General features: G+C 60.4%; 16 protein-coding genes. 8 read left to right on the forward strand and 8 right to left on the reverse strand.

Going from position 1 to position 18844, the window contains the following annotated elements:
* Positions 1–37: 37 nt before the first annotated feature.
* The 3 genes from Syncc8109_RS09650 to Syncc8109_RS09660 are packed head-to-tail and all read right to left on the reverse strand — an operon-like array spanning position 38 to position 4845.
* A complete protein-coding gene (locus Syncc8109_RS09650) occupies positions 38–331 on the reverse strand; it encodes a hypothetical protein (protein WP_006850181.1) in 294 nt (97 codons plus the stop codon).
* Positions 331–3762 carry an efflux RND transporter permease subunit gene (locus tag Syncc8109_RS09655; RefSeq protein WP_006850035.1) on the reverse strand — a complete coding sequence of 1144 codons (3432 nt, stop codon included), beginning with the start codon at positions 3760–3762 and terminating at the stop codon, positions 331–333. Before Syncc8109_RS09655 ends, Syncc8109_RS09650 begins: the two co-directional genes overlap by 1 nt.
* Before the next feature lie 9 nt (positions 3763–3771).
* Entirely contained in the window at positions 3772–4845 is a 1074-nt protein-coding gene (locus tag Syncc8109_RS09660) for an efflux RND transporter periplasmic adaptor subunit (protein ID WP_006852043.1), read from the reverse strand.
* Between the two features lie 152 nt (positions 4846–4997).
* Between Syncc8109_RS09660 and Syncc8109_RS09665 the strand changes: the two genes are divergently transcribed.
* Positions 4998–7166: an AAA family ATPase gene (locus Syncc8109_RS09665; protein ID WP_006851048.1), complete on the forward strand. Its 2169-nt coding sequence runs from the start codon at positions 4998–5000 to the stop codon at positions 7164–7166.
* A 37-nt stretch (positions 7167–7203) separates the two neighbouring features.
* Here the strand turns inward: Syncc8109_RS09665 and Syncc8109_RS09670 are convergent, their stop codons facing one another.
* Positions 7204–7788, reverse strand: a complete 585-nt coding sequence (locus tag Syncc8109_RS09670; RefSeq protein WP_045172804.1) for an alpha/beta hydrolase — start codon at positions 7786–7788, stop codon at positions 7204–7206.
* Between the two features lie 168 nt (positions 7789–7956).
* The gene (locus Syncc8109_RS09675; protein WP_232202421.1) at positions 7957–8298 is read right to left on the reverse strand and encodes a thymidylate synthase; all 342 of its coding nucleotides are present in this window, start codon (positions 8296–8298) and stop codon (positions 7957–7959) included.
* Positions 8299–8546: 248 nt separating this feature from the next.
* Between Syncc8109_RS09675 and bcp the strand changes: the two genes are divergently transcribed.
* On the forward strand, positions 8547–9014 hold the full coding sequence (gene bcp / locus Syncc8109_RS09680) for a thioredoxin-dependent thiol peroxidase (RefSeq protein WP_006851607.1): 468 nt from the start codon (positions 8547–8549) through the stop codon (positions 9012–9014).
* On the opposite strand, the gene Syncc8109_RS09685 is transcribed toward bcp, so the two are convergent.
* Both Syncc8109_RS09685 and Syncc8109_RS09690 read right to left on the reverse strand, forming a co-directional pair.
* On the reverse strand, positions 8992–9717 hold the full coding sequence (locus tag Syncc8109_RS09685; RefSeq protein WP_006850203.1) for a type III pantothenate kinase: 726 nt from the start codon (positions 9715–9717) through the stop codon (positions 8992–8994). The genes bcp and Syncc8109_RS09685 overlap by 23 nt on opposite strands.
* A complete protein-coding gene (locus Syncc8109_RS09690) occupies positions 9718–10485 on the reverse strand; it encodes a phosphoadenylyl-sulfate reductase (RefSeq protein WP_006851349.1) in 768 nt (255 codons plus the stop codon).
* Positions 10486–10552: 67 nt separating this feature from the next.
* On the opposite strand from Syncc8109_RS09690, the gene Syncc8109_RS09695 reads away from it, so the two are divergent.
* The 6 genes from Syncc8109_RS09695 to Syncc8109_RS09720 are packed head-to-tail and all read left to right on the forward strand — an operon-like array spanning position 10553 to position 18494.
* Positions 10553–11698, forward strand: coding sequence for an NAD(P)/FAD-dependent oxidoreductase (locus Syncc8109_RS09695; protein WP_025362520.1), 1146 nt, complete (start codon positions 10553–10555; stop codon positions 11696–11698).
* Positions 11695–13371, forward strand: coding sequence for a GTPase HflX (hflX, locus tag Syncc8109_RS09700; RefSeq protein ID WP_006850999.1), 1677 nt, complete (start codon positions 11695–11697; stop codon positions 13369–13371). Before Syncc8109_RS09695 ends, hflX begins: the two co-directional genes overlap by 4 nt.
* On the forward strand, positions 13359–15176 hold the full coding sequence (locus Syncc8109_RS09705; protein ID WP_006851547.1) for an SLC13 family permease: 1818 nt from the start codon (positions 13359–13361) through the stop codon (positions 15174–15176). The genes hflX and Syncc8109_RS09705 overlap by 13 nt, the downstream gene beginning before the upstream one ends.
* Positions 15177–15205: 29 nt before the next feature.
* Complete coding sequence (locus Syncc8109_RS09710) at positions 15206–16621, forward strand: TrkH family potassium uptake protein (protein ID WP_006849842.1); 1416 nt, start codon at positions 15206–15208, stop codon at positions 16619–16621.
* 24 nt (positions 16622–16645) lie between these two features.
* Positions 16646–17350: a TrkA family potassium uptake protein gene (locus Syncc8109_RS09715; RefSeq protein WP_006850402.1), complete on the forward strand. Its 705-nt coding sequence runs from the start codon at positions 16646–16648 to the stop codon at positions 17348–17350.
* A gap of 4 nt (positions 17351–17354) precedes the next feature.
* A complete protein-coding gene (locus Syncc8109_RS09720; protein ID WP_006851430.1) occupies positions 17355–18494 on the forward strand; it encodes an anhydro-N-acetylmuramic acid kinase in 1140 nt (379 codons plus the stop codon).
* Here the strand turns inward: Syncc8109_RS09720 and Syncc8109_RS09725 are convergent.
* Positions 18491–18784: a hypothetical protein gene (locus tag Syncc8109_RS09725; protein ID WP_006850322.1), complete on the reverse strand. Its 294-nt coding sequence runs from the start codon at positions 18782–18784 to the stop codon at positions 18491–18493. The two genes, Syncc8109_RS09720 and Syncc8109_RS09725, sit on opposite strands and share 4 nt — an antisense overlap.
* Positions 18785–18844: the final 60 nt, after the last annotated feature.

Raw genomic sequence — 18844 nt, forward strand, 5'->3', positions numbered from 1 at the left:
CCAAGGGGTGGCTTTTTTGACGGCTCTTGTTATTCCCTCAGCGACGAAGACCACGGTGGGACTTGCTGTGCCGATAGGCAGGATCAGTGGCCTCCTCCTGCAGCTGACGCATCGTCTCAATCGCAAAGCCTCCAAGACCACTTGAGCTGATCACCATCAGATAAAAGAGGCGTAAACGGCCCAGCGCAATCTCGGCAGGGCTGTTATCGATCAGCACCTTAAGGAAATAGGCCACCGCCAGACCAAGGCCGGCACCAATGGCCACTGCAATCAACACACGCATGCCACTGAAGGGCTTGCGCTGATTCACCTCGGAATTCAACTCAACCATCAGCTCGGTTGTGGGGTGGGGGTAGGACCGTCCTCAGGTGGCTTGGCATCGGCAGCTCCCAGCAACGTCTTCATCACCACGTAGAAGACAGGCACCACAAGGGTGGAGAGGAAGGTGGCCACCAACAGACCACCGAAAACCACAAGACCAAGGGACGACTGGCTCTGGGCACCAGCACCGCTAGCGAGCATCAACGGCAGGAATCCCGTGAGGGAAGACATCGCTGTCATCAGGATGGGACGCAAACGTGACTGGGCCGAAAATTTGGCGGCTTCCAATGCCGATTCGCCCTCGCTCATCTTCTGGTTGGCCAGGTCGACAATCAGGATGGCGTTACCACCAGCCAGACCGATCAACATCACCAAACCCACCTGGGCATAGATGTTGAGCACCTGACCCGCCGATCCAAGAAAGACCAAGGCCCCCAGCAACGCCGTTGGTACGGTTAACAAAATAATGATCGGATCTGTATAGCTCTCGTACTGAGCCGAAAGCACCAGGAATACCGCAAGGATGCCCAGGGCGAAAATCACCACCGCAAGTGAACCTGCTTTGACCTCCTCGCGAGAGATACCTGTCCAGTCGTAACCGAGTCCGGGGAAGCTCCCCTGGCTGAACACTTGCTTCATCGCTGAAATGGCCTGGCCGGAACTGTTGCCCTCTTTAGGAGTGCCCTCAATCTTGATCGAGCGGTAGAGGTTGAAGTGGGGTATGACGCTGGGGCCAACGGTTTGTTTGAGCGTGAAGAACTCCGAGAGGGGAATCTGCTCGCCCTTGGCATTGGCGACGTAGTAAGCCGAAAGTTTCTGCGGTGTGGCACGACTGACGTCGTCAGCCTGCACATAAACCCGACGCACCTTGCCTTCCTGGAAGGTGTCGTTCACGTAGGCCCCACCGAAGTTGATGCTAAAAACCGACATTGCCGACCCGAAGTCGACCCCAAGTGAGGCCATCTGCTCACGGTCCACATTGATCTTGTACTGCGGAGCCTGGGGAGAGAAAAACGAATAAACGCGGTTCAAGATCGGGTTGGCATTTGCAGCCTGCATGATTTGCCGCGCGGAACCAAAGAACTCGTTCAACGCGTATACACCACTGCTTTTATCCAGCAACTGGAACTCAAAACCACCACCGTTGCCATAGCCGGGGATCGACGGGGGCTCCACCACGAACACCCGAGCACCATCGATGAGGCCATACATCTTGGCGTTGAGTCGCTTCACCACGGCACCAACGGTGTGTTCTGGGCCGGGCCGCTCATCCCAGTGCTTCGTACCAAAAAAGAAAAAGCCTTTATTGGGTGCGTTTCCATCAAGGCTGGCGCCACTGAAAAGGGCTGCTGAGGAGATGTCCTCCTCGGAGCGCAATACAGCTGCTACCTGACGGCTAATCCCCTGCGTTTTCGCATTGGAAGCACCATCAGGTGCTTGGATGAAACCGATCGCATAGCCCTGATCTTCAATTGGAACAAAGCCTCCGGGAATTCGGGTGAAGGCAAAGCCCGTCAGCAGAATTCCCGCTGCCAAAACCGCCATCACAATCGGACGGGCTTTCAGCACTGCATCCAGGATCAATTCATAACGCTGCTCGAAACTGCTGTAGAAACGGTTGAAGTTGGCAAAGATTACTGGGATGAAATAGCCGACTCCCAGACCGATCGAGGTGAAAAGAAGAACCGGAAGTGGATTGGAGAAGAGCACACCAGTAATCACCAAACCCACCACCGCTCCACCGACTGCAAAGGGAAGCCGTAAGAGCATGCCGTTGATCTTGGAAGCGATGAAGCCAATCAGGCCACCAGACACCGTGGAAACGATGACGGCTGCGGAGCCATTGCCAGCACTCAGCAGGCCGTATACGAAACCCAGCGCCACACCGGCCGTGGCGTACTGCTGACGGCTGAGTTCTTTTGTCTTCTTAGACAGCAACAGCGCCGAAAGCATCGGCGAAAACGTCAGTGCGTTGAAGGTGGAGATGCCGATCGAGAAAAGAATCGTGGCGGCGAACTGTTTGTAGATCGTGCCGGTGGCACCCGGAAAAAACAGCACCGGCAGGAACACCGCCATCTTCACCAGGGAGGTAGCGATGACGGCCCCGAACAGCTCATCCATGGTTTCCATGGCGGCCTGCACCGAGGTCATCCCTTCCGCCTTTTTGGCGGAGGTGTCTTCCACCACGGTGATGGCGTCATCCACAACAAGCCCGGTTGCCAGCACAAGACCAAACAGGGTGAGCTGGTTGAGCGAAAACCCGAATGCAAGCACAAAAGCAAAAGTGCCGATTAGCGCCACTGGAATCGCGATAGCCGGCACGAGGGTGGCCTTCCAGTTCTGCAAGAAGAGGAACAGGATCAGCACCACCAGAATCACTGCGTCCCGGAGGGAGTTGGTCACACCTTTGATCGACTGGTTGATGAAGTCTGTGGTGTCGTAGATCTTCTGCACCCCGAGACCAACCGGAAGGGTCTGTTCAAACTCAGCCAGTACATCCTTGACGCCATTGGATACGTCAATGGCATTACTGCCAGAAAGCTGATATATGGCGAGGCCGACAGAAGAAGCACCTTTCAGATCGATGGCATCGATTCCATAGGCCTCACCACCCAGCTCAACGCGACCCACATCCTTGAGCCGAACCAAACCACCTGCCTCAGTACTGCGCAGGATGATGTTTTCGAATTCCTGGGTGCTAGTGAGACGCCCTTGAAGCTGCACCGTGAAGGTGTATTCCTGACCTTCCGGGGCGGGAGACCCGCCAATCTTTCCGGCAGGAACAAGGCGGTTCTGGCTGCGTAATTGGTTGACGACATCGGTGGCCAAAAGGTTGTTGGCGCTTAACTTCTCGGGATCAAGCCAAAGGCGAAAAGCGATCTTGCGGTTACCGAAATAAGTAATGTCTCCGACACCCTTCACCCGTTTGATGTTGTTAGTGAGGTTCTTGTCGAGATACCCACTAATCGTCTCCACAGAATATTCATTTGTGGAGGGGTCTTCATTGACGAAGTTATAAACAAGCAGAATTGAGTTGGAGGCCTTGTTAACCGTGACACCGGACTTGCGCACTTCCTCTGGAAGCTGTGGTTCAGCTAGGGAAACGCGGTTCTGAACGTTCACCTGGTTGATATTGCCGTCTGTGCCACTGTCGAAGGAAACCGAGATGGAACTCACACCATCCGATGAGCTGTTGGAGGTGATGAAGTCCATGTTCTCCACCCCATTGATCTGCTGCTCAAGCACGGAGGTAACCCCCTGCTCAATGGCAACCGCATCGGCGCCCACATAGGTGGCCTGCACCTTCACCGTTGGAGGAGCAATGTCGGGGAGGTTCTCGATCGGAAGGATCGGGATCGCGATCAAGCCGACAATCACGATCAAAAGACTGCAAACCGTGCTGAGAACCGGTTTGGTGATGAAGTTATTAGACGCAGACATCGATCAACCTCAGTTCCCCTTGGCGGGTTGCACCTGCACAGGCATCCCGTGTCTGAGGTTCAAAAGGTTGGTGGTGGCCACCTTCTGATTCAGTTTCAGGCCCTTGGTGATGGGGTACAGGTTGTTCTCCAGTTCGCCCACAGTGACTGGAGTCTGCAAGGCAAATTGCATGTTTGAGGGAAGCTTGCCGGCCTTAATTCCCAGCTCCAGCTTCCTTAAATCCGCCTTACCAGGGTTCTCCCTTAGCTCATCGAAACTTCCGAGCCGGAAGACAAAGCTCTGACCAGAGGTCTGGATGACAGCGGCAAAAGGAACAGCCAACTGTTCCTCAGCTTTGATCTGCACACGCGTATGCAGTCGCAAACCATCTCGCAGGATTCCGTCGGTATTAAGGAACGCCGCTATCAACAGCAGTCCTTGGGTGTTGGGGTTGATGCGTGGATCAATTGATTCCACTACACCTGTGGCAATTATTTCTTCACTACCAGGAGCCATCAGCACAACGGGCTGGCCCTCCTGCAGCCGGGCCGAGAAGATTGCAGGCACTTCCACCTTTGCTTCCAGCTCATTGTTCTGAACCAGGCTGGTGAACACCTCGCCCTGCCGAATCACATCGCCCACCTTCACTTTCACGTCAGCAACCGTGCCGGCGGAGGGAGAACGCAGATTGGTGTAATCGAGCTTGGCCTTCGCTTCGATGTACTGAGTCCGGTAGCGATCCAACTCCTCCTGCGACGTTGCTCCCACCTCAGCCAGGTAGGCGTAACGCTCGTAATTGGCTTTGGCAGTGTCTGCGTTGGCCTTTTCCTCGTCTTGATCAAGCACAAGCAGAAGCTGACCAGCCTCAACCTCATCACCTTGGCGAATCTTCAGCTGCTCAATTCGTCCACCCGATTGGGCGGCCAACTCCACAATGTTGCTGGACTCGAGCGTGCTGACGGTGTCGATCCCCTCGGTGAACTCAGCCAACTGGGTGGAGACAGCCTGCACCTTCGGCGGCGGCGGCTTCGGTGCTTCGCTCTTGCAGGAACTGACTGTGATCAGAGCCGCGAGGGTGAGCAGGAGTCGCTGCGGATGACGCACGGTTAAAGGGCTTTTGAGGATTATGGGGAGCTCGTGAGAGCTTGTCCGCCAAGGTTTCGACGTGTCGAAACAGGCATCCCAAAAAATGTTTGATTCGGCCCAGCTCAAGAGCTGAGTGCGAAGGTCAGGGACACTGGGGCATCGCCTGTTGTTTGTTGGCTCAGGACCTCTTCGCTTTTCACGGTGAGCAACAACGACGGCGGCTGGCCCCCCTGGCCGATCGCATGCGTCCGCGCACGCTGGAGGAATTTGAAGGTCAGAGCGGAATCCTGGCTGACGGACGGCTCCTCCGCCGTGCCATCAAGGCCGACCGGGTCGGCAACCTGATCCTGCATGGCCCGCCCGGGGTCGGCAAAACCACCCTGGCGCGGATCATTGCCAACCACACCCGCGCCCACTTCAGCAGCCTCAACGCCGTGCTGGCCGGCATCAAAGACTTACGAATCGAGGTGGATGCTGCACGCCAACGCCTTGAACGGCATGGCCTGCGCACGATCCTTTTCATCGACGAAGTGCACCGGTTTAACAGTGCCCAGCAGGATGCGCTGTTGCCATGGGTGGAGAACGGCACCGTCATCCTGATCGGGGCCACCACAGAAAACCCCTATTTCGAAGTCAACAAGGCGCTGGTCAGCCGCTCGCGGCTGTTTCGTTTACTGCCTCTGGAACCAGAAGATTTGCAGAGGCTTCTGCAACGCGCCCTGGCGGACGACGAACGGGGCTACGGCTACCGCTCCATCGACATCAGCAGCGATGCCGCTAACCACCTCGTTGATGTGGCAGGCGGAGACGCCCGCAGCTTGCTCAATGCCCTTGAACTGGCGGTGGAGAGCTCCGAGCCCGATGGCGACGGCGTAATTCAGATCAACCTGGCCATCGCAGAGGAATCGATTCAGCAGCGGGCTGTGCTCTACGACAAGCACGGCGATGCCCACTACGACACGATCAGTGCCTTCATTAAATCGCTGCGGGGCTCCGATGCCGATGCGGCGCTGTTCTGGCTGGCACGCATGGTGGAAGCCGGTGAAAACCCCCGGTTCATCTTCCGGCGGATGCTGATTGCAGCGGGGGAAGACATCGGCCTGGCCGACCCTCAGGCCATGGTTGTGGTGGAAGCCTGTGCCGCAGCCTTCGAACGGGTAGGGCTACCAGAGGGCTTGTATCCCTTAGCCCAGGCCGCGTTGTACCTGGCGGGCACCGAAAAGAGCAACAGCGTTCTGGGCTTCTTTGATGCCCTCAAAACCGTGCGCAATACGCAAAAGCAGGACGTGCCCGGGCATTTGCGCGATGCCAACCGGGATGGAGCCGCCTTCGGCGATGGTGTGGGCTACCGCTACCCCCATGCCTACGCCGAACACTGGGTGGAGCAGCAATACCTCCCCACACCCCTGCAAGGGGAGGTGTTCTGGCAGCCTGGCCAGCTCGGTTGGGAGGGGGAACGGCGCGAGCGGATGGCTGAACGCCGGGCGGCCCAACTCGCCGCAGCCGCGGAGTTGGCGGCCGACCAGCCCTTGCTGCTAAGCAGCGGGCCCAATCGTCCCGGCGTGGACCGCTGGGTGCAGCGCCAACTGGGGCAGGAGGGAGAACGGCTGCAGCGCCTGCGCGAGCGGCTCTGGCGGGACATCCCCTGGACCCGTCGAGATCGGGTGCTGCTGCTGGGGATGCGCTCGCTGATCTGGGCCCTCGATCCATTGAGGGCCGTCCCGGAAGGTGGCGTGACCATGCTCTGCGAGAACGAAGCCGACCGCAGCCGGCTGGAAGCGCAGATGGATCTGCTCGAGCCGGAGCATCGGCCAGAGCTGCTGACCGGCAACCTCGACGCTCTGCCCGCACGCCAAGCCTTCGATTGGATCGGGGGAAGGCTCGCCGCTGCCGACCTGCAAGGGCAGCACTGGACGGCGCTGCTGAAAACAATCAACCAACATGCCGAGCCGACAACAGGCTTACGGCTGCTGATCAGCCGCGCCGAACTGGGGCCCGCCGGTGCATTGCTGCAAGACGGCGAGCCAACAAAGCTGTTCAGCGATCTGGTGGCTCAAGAACAGCAGTGGCTTGAGCTGCAGCAGCGTCCGGAAAAGTTGTTAACGAAGGCTGGCTGGCAGCTCCGTAGTGAGGAGTGGCTTGAACATCTCATGCTTCCAGGGGGCACGGAACTGGCTGAGCGATGGCTAGCCGAAGGATCGCCCTACCGGCAGGCCATGGGGGAGATCAGCACGGAAGTGATGAAGGAATTACGCCGGTCACTGAACAGCCTGGGAGAGGGTGGTTTACGACTACCAATGCGCCATCAATTGATCACTGGCGAGCAAAACACGCCATAAAAAAGCCCCGGCCGTAGCCGGGGCTGAAATCATGGGATCAGCGCTCAGAGTTGGCTTTGATGCAAGCCGGCAGAAAGACGTACCAAGACAACAACGAGGTGGCTTGGGCTCCACTCACTTTGTCAGGAGCACAAACGTTCTGCCTGCCGTCAGTCGGTCCGTTACCGGATAAACGGAAGGAGACGGGCAGCTGTTTCATGATGCCGATAGAGCTAATGAGCCCATCTTTGGCATCCGCGATGATGGCGGCCCGCAGAGCCATGGCCGCCGTCGTCTTTTGGCTCCAATAAGGGACATAAGAACTTGTTTGATCCTTCAAAAAGGCTTCACCGGCGCCGGAATCAAGAAACCGGGACACACCGGCGAGGTCAACTGCATAGGACTTATTCAAACCAAAACGAAGCTCTTCGGTGGTCCAGCCGGACATCTGAATGGCGTCCTGAAGAGCACGGTCTGTGACCGCGCCGTCAACAAGAAAAGATTCGAGCTCGCTGTATGTAGTGGTACTAACTGAACCACCATTTTGCCAGCGCACCGGTTGCTGGGTGTTGGCTTTTGAAAAAGGGCCAGGAATGACCGCAAGGGATATACCAAGGAGAAGTAAGGCCACTACACGGTTCATCAAAAGCTTCGGGGCAGTAGTTCAGTAAAATAGCCCCAGAAGAAAAGCAGCTCACAAGGGTCTTGTGCGATTCGCAGTCACAGGTTCTCTCTTAAATCAAGTGAATTCTGTCTGAAGAATATTTTGGCTGAATAGGTCTTTGCCAACCCCCAAAAAAGAAACAGCCAATCAATCCAATTGAATCCCTTGCCAACCATCCGGACAGTGCCCCGCCGCGGCCTGGCCTGCTCCTTTCCGATCACCGCGGCAGTGGTGCATCCGCAGTCGACCGCCCGAGCGCTCCACCTCCGCCAGATAGGCCTCCGTGCCGAGATGGGGCTTAAGCCACAGTCGGGTCCGAAGAGGATCGCGATCCACCGTTGCCTGGAACTGCGGCCCCGACGACAGACCTAAATCCTGAAGCGAACCTGCGAATTCACCCCAGTAATGGCGCGTCATCTGAGCAAGGGTGAACTCTTTCAACAGAGTTTCGGCTTCGCTGCGTTGATACAGGGTGACCTCGCGCTGCATCAGCAGCCGGCTGAGATTCGCCTGCGATGACCAAGAAACAGCGTGATCCAACGAGAAACCATGTCGCGGCGCAACAAGTGCGCTCAAGCCCATGGCCAAAAGGCTTAGAGCCGCAAGGGAGCGTGCGATTTGCTCGGCCCGGATCCGCGACGCCATTCCCCAACAGCTGCAGGTTGATTGCAACGTAGGCAGCACGGACAGTCTTGTCCTGAGGGCCGTACGCTGCCGCCACTGACCAAGCCCATTCCGTGAGTATGCAAATCGGCGACGCCGCCCCCGACTTCACACTTCCCGATCAAAACGGTGATTCCATCAGGCTCGCGTCACTTCGCGGGAAGAAGGTTGTTCTGTACTTCTATCCCAAAGACGACACTCCAGGCTGCACCAAAGAAGCCTGCAACTTCCGCGATCGCTGGGAGCAACTGAAAGCCAACAACATCACTGTTCTGGGTATCAGCAAGGACGGAGCCACCTCCCACAACAAATTCATCAACAAGCACGAACTTCCCTTCACCCTGCTCACCGATGAGGAGCCCTGTGCCGTGGCCAGCCTCTATGAGAGCTATGGGCTGAAGAAGTTCATGGGGCGCGAATACATGGGCATGATGCGCCACACCTTCCTGATCGATGAAGAGGGAAAACTCGAGCGTATTTATCTCAAGGTGAAAGCAGCCACCATGGCCGACACGCTGATCAGCGATCTCGGGCTGAGCTGAGCCCATCCCCCAGGCTCAGCAGTGCTTGCAACTGAAGATCGCCCTCCAGCTGCAACAACTCCGTTGAACCGGACCAACGGCTCTTCAACAAGGCAGCATCCCCACCGCAGATCCACAGCAAACCTTGGGCATGCTGCTGAGCCACTGCAATGGAAGCCAACATCGCCTCCAGCACACCGCGCTGCATGGCAGCCACGGTTTGTTGTGGGAAGACCTCTTGCAGAGCGTCGTTGTCGAGATCCTCAGGGGTTGATGGCAAGCCGAGGGTTCCCCTGGCCATGGCCTGGAGCTGGAGCCGATAGCCCGGGATCAGCTGTCCGCCTCCAAAACACCCGTCCGCCGTCACCCGGGTGAGGCTCAACACGGTGCCGGCATCCACCAGAAGCAACCCCCTGGAACAGTCGAGCTGTTGCTCTTGGCTACAGCGCCAGGCCATCCAAGACCCGAGTGCCCGGTCCACCCCCAACCAAGGAGGAGCCTTGGGTAAGGGCACATCCTCAAGGCGAATGCGCAGATCCTGGTGGGCCATGAGCGACTCAGGCACCGGCCCCACCGCCGCCCAGACCGGAGGGTTGGTCCCGATACGACCAGGATCTGGAGGCCCATGATCCACACAAACAACGTGGTGTTCCCGCTGGGCCCAATGCCAACGGCTGTTACCAATCAGCAGAACGCGGTCACCGCCCCGTGTAGCCCCTGTCACTCAGATGCCTTCACCCATCAGCCCTTCATTCACCTCCTGGGGCAGATGAATTCCACACTCCTGCTTCAAGCCACCAAAGCGGGTGTCACGGCCACTCAGATCGCCCACATCCGGGCCACTGGAATGCCAGTCGCCGACCGTGGAATAACCCTGTTCAAACAACGGATGCTGGGGAAGATTGTTCTCCTGCATGTAGTAGTACACATCGCGCTTCGTCCACTCGAGCAGGGGGCGCAATGACCAACGCTCCCGAATCGGATCCAACGCGGTCATCGAACGGCGGTGATCGGTCTGGCCACGCCGCACGCCACTGGCCCAGCAGCGCGTGTTCAGGTCGTTGAGCGCTCGCTCCAGAGGTTCAACCTTGCGGATCCGGTGATAAGTCTCTAGGTCTTCCACGCGACCGGACTCCCAAAGCCGCCCGTGCAGGGCTTCCATCCGAGCCGGGGACATCTCGCTCTGACTCACCACCAGACGAATCCTGAGCTGTTGGGTGAGTTGAGCGGCATAGCTGTAAGTCTCCGGTGGCAGATAACCGGTATCGATCCAGATCACCCGCACAGCATCACCCCCGGGGAGGGTGCTCAGCATGTGCAGAAGCACAGCTGATTGGATCCCGAAACTCGTGGTGAGAGCGAAATTCTCACCGAACTGCTCCAATCCCCAGGCCAGACGCTGCTGCGGTTCCATCGCCTCCAGGAGCTTGCGCCCTTCGAGTAACTCGTTTTGCACCGCCATGGGCACCATGACCTCAGGAGCCTCCGTCATCTCGCCATCTTCCCCTGTCGTGGGACCGGGTGTGGTTCCTATCGTTTCAGAACTGGCTGCACTCTTCATGCGTTCACCCTCGTCCCCATCGGATGCCGTGGTGATCGTCGGCGGTGGATTCGGAGGACTATTCACAGCACTTGCTCTTCAGCGACGGCAGCCCAACTGCCCCATCGTTCTGATCGAACCGCGGGATCGCTTTCTGTTTCAACCGTTGCTGTACGAACTGCTCAGCGATGAACTTCAAAGCTGGGAGGTGGCCCCCCGCTACGACCAACTGCTGAACAACGGCATCTGCTGGATCAAGGACAGCGTTGTTGGCATCGATCAAACCAGCCAAAGCATCGAACTGGCCTCCGGAGACCACTTGGGCTGGTCACAACTGGTGCTGGCGACGGGCTCGAAAGCCAATGATTTCGGCATTCCAGGCGTCAAGGAACACAGCTCCGGCTTCCGCGACCTCAACGATGTGAGCCGCCTCAAGCAATGGCTCAACAGCCTGCACCACCAACGGGATGGAGAGGCCGGGCTGATCATTGTTGGCGCGGGACCCACCGGCGTGGAGCTGGCCTGCAAGCTGGCGGATCTGATCGACGGTGCTGCCAGCATTCGACTCGTGGAGATGGGAGATGAAATCCTCCCCGGCAGCTCAGCATTCAATCGCGAGCGGGCCCAGGCCGCGCTGGAACGCAAAGGGGTGGTGGTCCAGCTCAACACCAGCGTGAGCGAAGTGAAGTCCAGCACTGCTGTCCTTGCCGATGGTGCTGTTTTGCGTCACGTAGGCCTGATCTGGACCGCAGGAAGCCGCCCCTCCATCCCCGCCATCTCACCCACACCTGTGCTGGAACGGGGGCGTCTGGCCGTTGACGATGACCTGCGCCTGGTGGGCTGTGCCAACACGTTCGCCCTCGGGGATCTCTCAGCCCGACCAGGCAGCCCATGGCCCGCCAGCGCCCAGGTGGCGATGCAGCAAGGCGATGCCACTGCCGCAGCCATCGCAAAGCTACGGGTGGAGGAAGAGCCGCAACCCTTTCAGTTCGAGGACCGAGGCGAAATGCTCAGCCTCGGTGTCGGTGAGGCCACCCTCACCGGCATGGGGCTCACCCTGGCTGGCCCATTGGCCTTCCAGTTGCGACGGGCCACCTATCTCACGCGCCTGCCAGGGCTCTCTCTGGGTCTGCGCTCGGCAGGCGCCTGGTTGCTGAACCGTTGAAGCAATCCCACCTTGGCGGGCGTTGCCGTGGTCTGCGCCCCAGCCAGCAACGCCAGCTGGAGCGGTTGAGCCATCGCCGTCATCCCGAAGACTGCGGTGCCGATCTACTGAGCCTCGAACGCTTGGCCGACCTGGTGCTGGATCTGGAGATGGCATTGCATCTGGTGCTGGACGGCCGCGGCCTCTGCCGCCTGCTCTGGCTCGGGCCTCTCACCGGTAGGGATTCTCTGCTGCAGCATCTGCCGGCGACGCCGCGGCGGAGCAGCGGGGGATGGCGACTGATCAGCTGCCCTTTCGCTCGCAAAGGGCTGCACTCAGATCCCCGCGACGCCGTGGTCGCCCTTGATATCGCTCCTCGGCACTGGCTGCGCTTTGCACCCTGCCCGGGGGCCGATGGAGCTCGCCCGGCCGAACTCTTGATCCCTGACCCGTCTCAAGCCGATGGCTGGAGACCGTTTGAAAAGGGCAACCTGAGGGATCTTTGCGTCCTCACACCCGACGAACCCCATCCCCAAAGCATCAGTGCCGCAACAGGAGACGAGCGGGTTCTTCTGCTCACGCTCACCAGTGGCGATGAACAGCGCGACCAGCGGGATCTGGCTGAGCTGGAAGGCCTGGTGCGAAGTGCCGGCGCCGAACCGGTGGCCAGGACCAGCCAGCGCCGGGGCCAAACCAATCCCCAAACGCTATGGGGCTCCGGAAAACTTCAGGAAGCCGCCCTAGAGATCCGCCGCTGGCAGGCCTCCCTGGTGATCACCGACCGGGAGCTCACCCCCGTGCAGGCCCGCAATCTCGAACGGCTGCTCAGCTGCCCGGTCTCCGACCGCAGCGAATTGATCCTCGACATCTTTGCCCAGCGGGCTGGCAGCGCTGCAGGGCGGCTTCAAGTGGAACTGGCTCAGCTGCGCTACCGGTTGCCGCGCCTGTTGGGACGGGGCAGCAGCCTGTCGCGGCAGGGCGGCGGCATCGGCACGCGCGGCCCAGGGGAAACACAGTTGGAAAAAGACCGAAGGGCCATCAGCCGACGCATCGAACGACTGCTTCGGGATCAACGCCAACTTCAATCCCACCGCAGCCGCTTACGGGATCAGCGGCGTGATCTGCCGCGGGTAGCGCTTGTGGGCTACACCAATGCGGGCAAATCCAGCCTTCTCAATGCCTTGTGCGGCAAACGGGCCAGTGATCGCGTTCTAGCGGAGAACAAGTTGTTCGCGACCCTTGACCCCACCACCCGCAAACTCGACCTTCCCTGCCCTGGGGCACGCCCCGAACGGTTACTGATCACCGACACGGTGGGCTTCATCCGCGATCTCCCCGCCCCACTGGTGGAAGCCTTCCGCGCCACGCTGGAGGAGGCGCTGGATGCCGATGTGCTCCTGCTGGTGATCGACCTTGCTGACCCCGACTGGCAGGGCCACCTGGACACTGTGCATCGGCTGCTCGATGAGCTTGGCAGCACTGCCCTGCGACGGGTGATCGCCAATCAGATCGACCGCTGTGAAGCAACTGAGATCGAGATGATTCATCAGCGGGAACCCGACGCCCTGTTTCTCTCGGCGGTGCGGGGGGATGGGCTCCAGGGCCTAAAACAGTGGCTGCGGGAGCAATTTTTTGATCCCGGGGCAGAATCGCCACAATTCACGACCGGCGACTCGCCGCCATGGCCGAGCTGAGCAACGCTCTTCAGAACCCTCAGGCGTTGATCACCCTGGGCGTGTTGGCTCTGGCAGTGGTGCTGTTCATCACCGGGTTGATTGCACCGGAGCTCACCGGGTTGCTGAGTTTGAGCCTGTTGATCGCCACCGGGGTGCTCAATCCCCAGGAGGCTCTGGCGGGCTTCGGAAGTCCTGCACTGATCACCCTGTTGGGCCTTTTCCCGGTCTCCGCGGCACTGTTCAAGAGCGGTGCCCTGGATCGACTCAGAGATCTGATCGCCACAGAACGGATCCGGTCTTCGCGGCGTCTGATCGCACTAATGGCTTTCGTGATCGCCCCGGTGTCAGGGATTGTTCCCAACACCCCCGTGGTGGCCTCGCTTCTGCCCGTGGTGGAGGGCTGGTGCCAACGGCGCGGCATTTCGCCATCCCGGGTGCTCTTGCCCTTGTCGTTTTCCACCGTGCTGGGGGGCACCCTCACCCTGCTGGGCAGCTCGGTGAACCTGTTGGTGAGCGACATCAGCGAGCAACTGGGTTACGGCTCCCTCGATCTGTTCAGCTTCACGCTGATCAGCTTGCCGGTCTGGCTGGCCGGGGCCATCTACCTGGTGATGGCTCCGAGGGTGCTGCTGCCGGACCGTGGTGCCACAACGGATGATCTGGGCAACACCAGCAAAACGAGCAGCTACTGCACAGAAGTGCGCATCCCCCCCGACTCGGAGCTGGTGGGTCGCTCACTGCTGAACAGTCGGCTGCAACGCCGTTTCGACGTGGACGTTCTGGAGCTGCAGCGCGGTGGAGAGCGGCTGCTGCCCCCCCTGGCGGACCGTCGTCTTGAAGCCGGCGATCGTCTGCTTCTGCGGGTCACCCGCCCCGATCTGCTGCGTCTCCAGCAGGATCACACGGTTCAGCTCACAACTCAGAGGCAGAACACCGGGTTCAGCGTCAACACCGAAGAGTCAAGCGGTCAGAAGACCGTGGAAGTTTTGCTGCCGGCTGGTTCCACCCTGGCCGGCGCCAGCCTGCGGGAATTGCGGTTCCGGCAACGCCACAACGCTACGGTACTCGCCCTTCGCCGCGGCCAGGAGACCGTTCAGGAACGTCTCGGCCAAGTAATCCTGCGGGAGGGCGATGTGCTGCTGTTGCAGGCACCGATCGACTCCATCCGCGGCCTGCAGGCCAGCAACGACCTGTTGGTGCTGGATCGACTGGAGGATGACCTGCCCACAGTGCGGCGCAAGCCCGTGGCCGTCAGCATCGCCCTGGCGATGCTTCTCCTGCCGACGCTCACCCCCATTCCCCTGGTAGCGGCGGTGCTGTTGGCCATGGTGAGCGTGGTAGCCACCGGCTGTCTGCGCCTCGGCGAATTGCAGCGCTCAATTAGGCTGGACGTGATCCTGTTACTGGGATCCCTCACCAGTTTCAGCGTTGCCATGCAGAGCACGGGCCTCGCAGATGCCCTCGCCCTGGTACTCCAGCAGGGGCTGGCGGGCTGGCCGAGCTATGCCGCTTTGATGGTGGTCTTCATCGGCACCACGCTGTTGACCCAGGTGATGAGCAATGCCGCCTCGGTGGCCCTGCTGGCGCCTGTCGCGGTGCAACTGGCCCCATCCCTGCAGTTGTCTCCCACCGCATTGCTGATCACAGTGTTGTTCGGTGCGAGTCAATCCTTTCTCACCCCCGTCGGGTACCAGACCAATTTGATGGTGTTCGGTCCAGGCCGTTATCGCTTTCTCGACGTCACCCGCTACGGAATTGGCCTGACGCTGATCATGACCATCATCGTGCCGGCCCTGATCCTCTGGCATTACGGCGGATCCTGAACAACACTGGTCAGATCTCGCATGCTCCTGTGCCGATCGGAAGGGCCATCGAACGCAGCCAGGGCTGGCATCGTCGGCTCACGGTTCCACAGTTCACCGTGGTGACTGGATTGCTAGTGGTGCTGACCGGCACGTTGTTGCTGGCCACTCCGCTGTGCTCCTCAAGCCGCGTGGGGCTATGGGAAGCTCTGTTCACGGCTACATCAGCCATCACCGTGACGGGCCTGTCGATCATCGACATCGGCACCGATCTCACGACCTTCGGCCAGGCGGTGCTAGCCCTAATGATCCTGGCGGGGGGCCTTGGCCTGATGGCCATCACCACGTTTCTTCAGGGCTTTGTGGTGCAGGGAACAGCCCTGCGCCGCCGCCTGGATCGGGGGCAGGCCCTGGATGAATTCGGCGTTGGGGGCGTTGGGCGCACGTTTCGTGGCATTGCCCTGACGGCGACGCTGGTGATCCTGTTGGGGGGTGTGATCCTGTATCACTTCGGCTTCGATGACATCCCCAACCGTGGCGAACGCCTCTGGGCTGCGGTGTTCCACAGCATCTCGGCTTACAACAACGCGGGATTCGGACTCTGGAACGACAGCCTCGAGCGCTACCGCAGCAATGGGGTTGTGAATGCAGTGGTGATGCTGCTGATCGTGGCCGGCGGCCTGGGGTGGCGGGTCACCAGCGATCTGACCACGCAGCTATTGCGCAGACGGCGAAGCCGGCGGCGTCTGAGTCTGCACTCCCGCCTGGTGCTGCGCACCACCCTGCTGTTGATCGTCTTCGGGGCAGGGGGGCTGGCCCTGACGGAATGGTTAAACCAGGGTGAGATCTTCGCGGGCATGCCCTGGTCTGAGCGGTGGCTCACAGCCCTGTTCAAATCCGTCACGGCACGCACAGCCGGCTTCAGCACCGTTCCGCTCTCGCTCGACACCGTCACCGAATCGAGCCTGCTGTTGCTGATGGTGCTGATGTTCATCGGAGCCAGCCCCGGCGGTACCGGTGGTGGGATCAAGACCACCACCGTGGCCGCCTTGATGGCGGCCACCCGTTCCACCCTGCGAGGCCGGGAGGTGGTGGTGATTCGAAACAGAAGCATCAGCGACAAGGTGGTGCTTAGGGCCGTCGGCATCACGGTGGGTTCCCTGCTGTTCGTGATGGCCATGGCGATGCTGATCAGCATCGCCAGCAATGTGAACGGCAAGGATTCATTCACCTTTATGGAAATGCTGTTCACCTGCATCTCCGCTTTTGCCACTGTGGGCCTAGATCTGGGAGTCACCGTTGAACTCCCCCGTTTCGGCCAGGCCGTGCTGATGGTGGGAATGTTTGTGGGACGGTTGGGAATCCTGTTGCTGGTGAGTGCGATCTGGGAAGCGATGACGCAAGAACAACTCCAGATGAATCGCCAGAATCGAGTCGGTTACCCCAGCGAGGATCTGTATGTCTGAGCGTGATCAGCGGGGGAGGCAGCGATGAAGGAGTGGTGGCAATGGAGCCCGGCCCAGGGCAGCGAAAGACTCGGCTTCGCGATCATCGGAGTGGGCCGTTTCGGCATCGCCGTTTGCCGAGAACTGCTTCAGAACGGAGCTGATGTGCTGGCCGTGGACCGCTCAGAGCGGGCGGTGGATGAACTGCGTCAGTTGGAGCCCAGCGTGGAGGCCCGCGTCGTTGACTGCACCGACGAAGAGGCCCTGCGGGAAGCCGGCGTGCTCGACATGGGCACCGTGGTGGTGGCGATCAGTGAACCGATCGAAGCCAGCATCACCGCCACCTTGATCGCCAAAGACAGCGAGGGCAGCCGCGTGCGCCAGGTGATCGCGAGGGCAACGAGCGACCTCCACGAAAAAATGCTGAAGCGGGTAGGGGCCGACCGGGTGATCTTTCCCTCGCGCATGCAGGGGGAGCGCCTAGGCCTTGAGCTGGTGCGCCCGAACCTGATGGAACGGCTGGCCCTGGATGAACAGCACTGCATCGAGGAGATCAAGGTTCCGGAACCGTTTGTGGGGCGCTCGCTGCGGGATCTGAATCTGCGCAAGAACTTCAGGGTGAACGTGCTGGCGGCAGGACCGCAAAGCAGCCTGATGGTGAACCCACCGGCATCCCACGTGCTGGAGGAGGGGCACCTGCTGGTGGTGATGGGACTGGTGGACGACCTGCAACGGCTCCCAAAAAACTGAGCCGATGCACTGCCTCGGGCTGATGAGCGGAACCAGCGCTGACGGTGTTGATGCCGTGCTGGCGAGCTTCGACGGTCCACCCCAGCGTCCTCAGTGGTCACTGCTTCGCCACCACCATCAGCCCTATCCGCTCGAACTGCAGCAGCAGGTGGTGGCTGCCAGCCAGAGCGCACCGATGCCGGCAGCCCTCTGGCTGGAGCTGGCGGAAGCCATCACGGAGGTGCAAGCCGAGGCGGCCCTAGCCTGCGACCCCGATGCCAAAGCTGAGCTGATCGGCTGCCATGGCCAGACCGTCTGGCACCGACCCCCGGCCGAAGGGGCACGAGGGGCCAGCTGGCAGATACTGCAGGCCCCACTGCTGGCCCATCGACTGCAAAAGTCCGTGGTCCATGACTTCCGCGCTGCTGATATGGCGTTAGGGGGGCAGGGAGCACCGCTCGTGCCTCGGGCCGATGCGGCCCTGCTGGGGAGCACGCAGGGCTGGCGGGCACTGCTGAACCTGGGCGGCATTGCCAACCTCACCCTGATCCCCCCCTGCAGTGGAGTGGATCGCCATGCCGCGATCTTGGGCTGGGACTGCGGACCCGCCAACAGCCTGATTGACCTGGGCATGCGCCATTTCACCAATGGCGCCCAAAGCTTCGACAAGGGTGGAGCGATGGCAGCGCAGGGCCATACGGATGAGGGCTGGATCCAGCGCTGGCTCCAGGAGGAGTACTTCCAGCTGGTACCACCGAAATCCACAGGACGGGAGTGTTTCGGGCAGGAGGACCTCAACCGGCGGCTTCATCAGCTCGGTGGAGCCTCAGCGGCAGATGCCGTCGCCACTCTGACGGCTTTTTCCGCCGCTGTCGTTGCCCAGGATCTGGCACGTCTGCGCCAGAGCGTTGGAATCGCACCGATCGAACTGATCACAGCCGGAGGTGGCAGCCAAAACACGGTGTTGATCGATGAGCTGCGGCGGCGCTGCCGAGGCGCACAGATCGATGCAAGCAGCAGCCTGGGGGTGCCGACGGAAGCCCGAGAAGCGCTGGTCTTCGCGTTGCTGGCCTGGTGGCACCACAGTGGGCATCCCGGCAATGTGCCAGCTGTCACCGGAGCCTGTAGGGAGGCCGTGCTCGGCACGCGGGTGAATCCGGCCTAACCAGGCCGGTGCAGGCGCAGGCGCCGGGGGGCGCCCCGCAGACGGCGGGGCTGCTGTGATTCCAGGGCGGACCGCAGGCGCTCCTCATGGGTCGGCGCCGGCGCGGACGCCTCCAGCTCCTGCTCATGGCGTTGCACGCCTTGCTGGATCAGCACACGCGCCATGTTGCTCACCGTGCGGGATTCCAGCTTCGCCATCGCCGTGAGACGCGCGCAGAGATCCTCAGGCAGAACAACCTGAATTCTCGGGGACTTGGGCTTCCCGCTGGATGAGGTCTGACGGGTGGGCACGACCGGATCCCCAGGAAGGGGCTCTGCTACTAAAAAGTGTACAGAGATGGTCAAGGGTAG

It is taken from the genome of Synechococcus sp. WH 8109, from assembly GCF_000161795.2.
In the GTDB taxonomy this organism is placed as follows: Bacteria; Cyanobacteriota; Cyanobacteriia; order PCC-6307; family Cyanobiaceae; genus Parasynechococcus.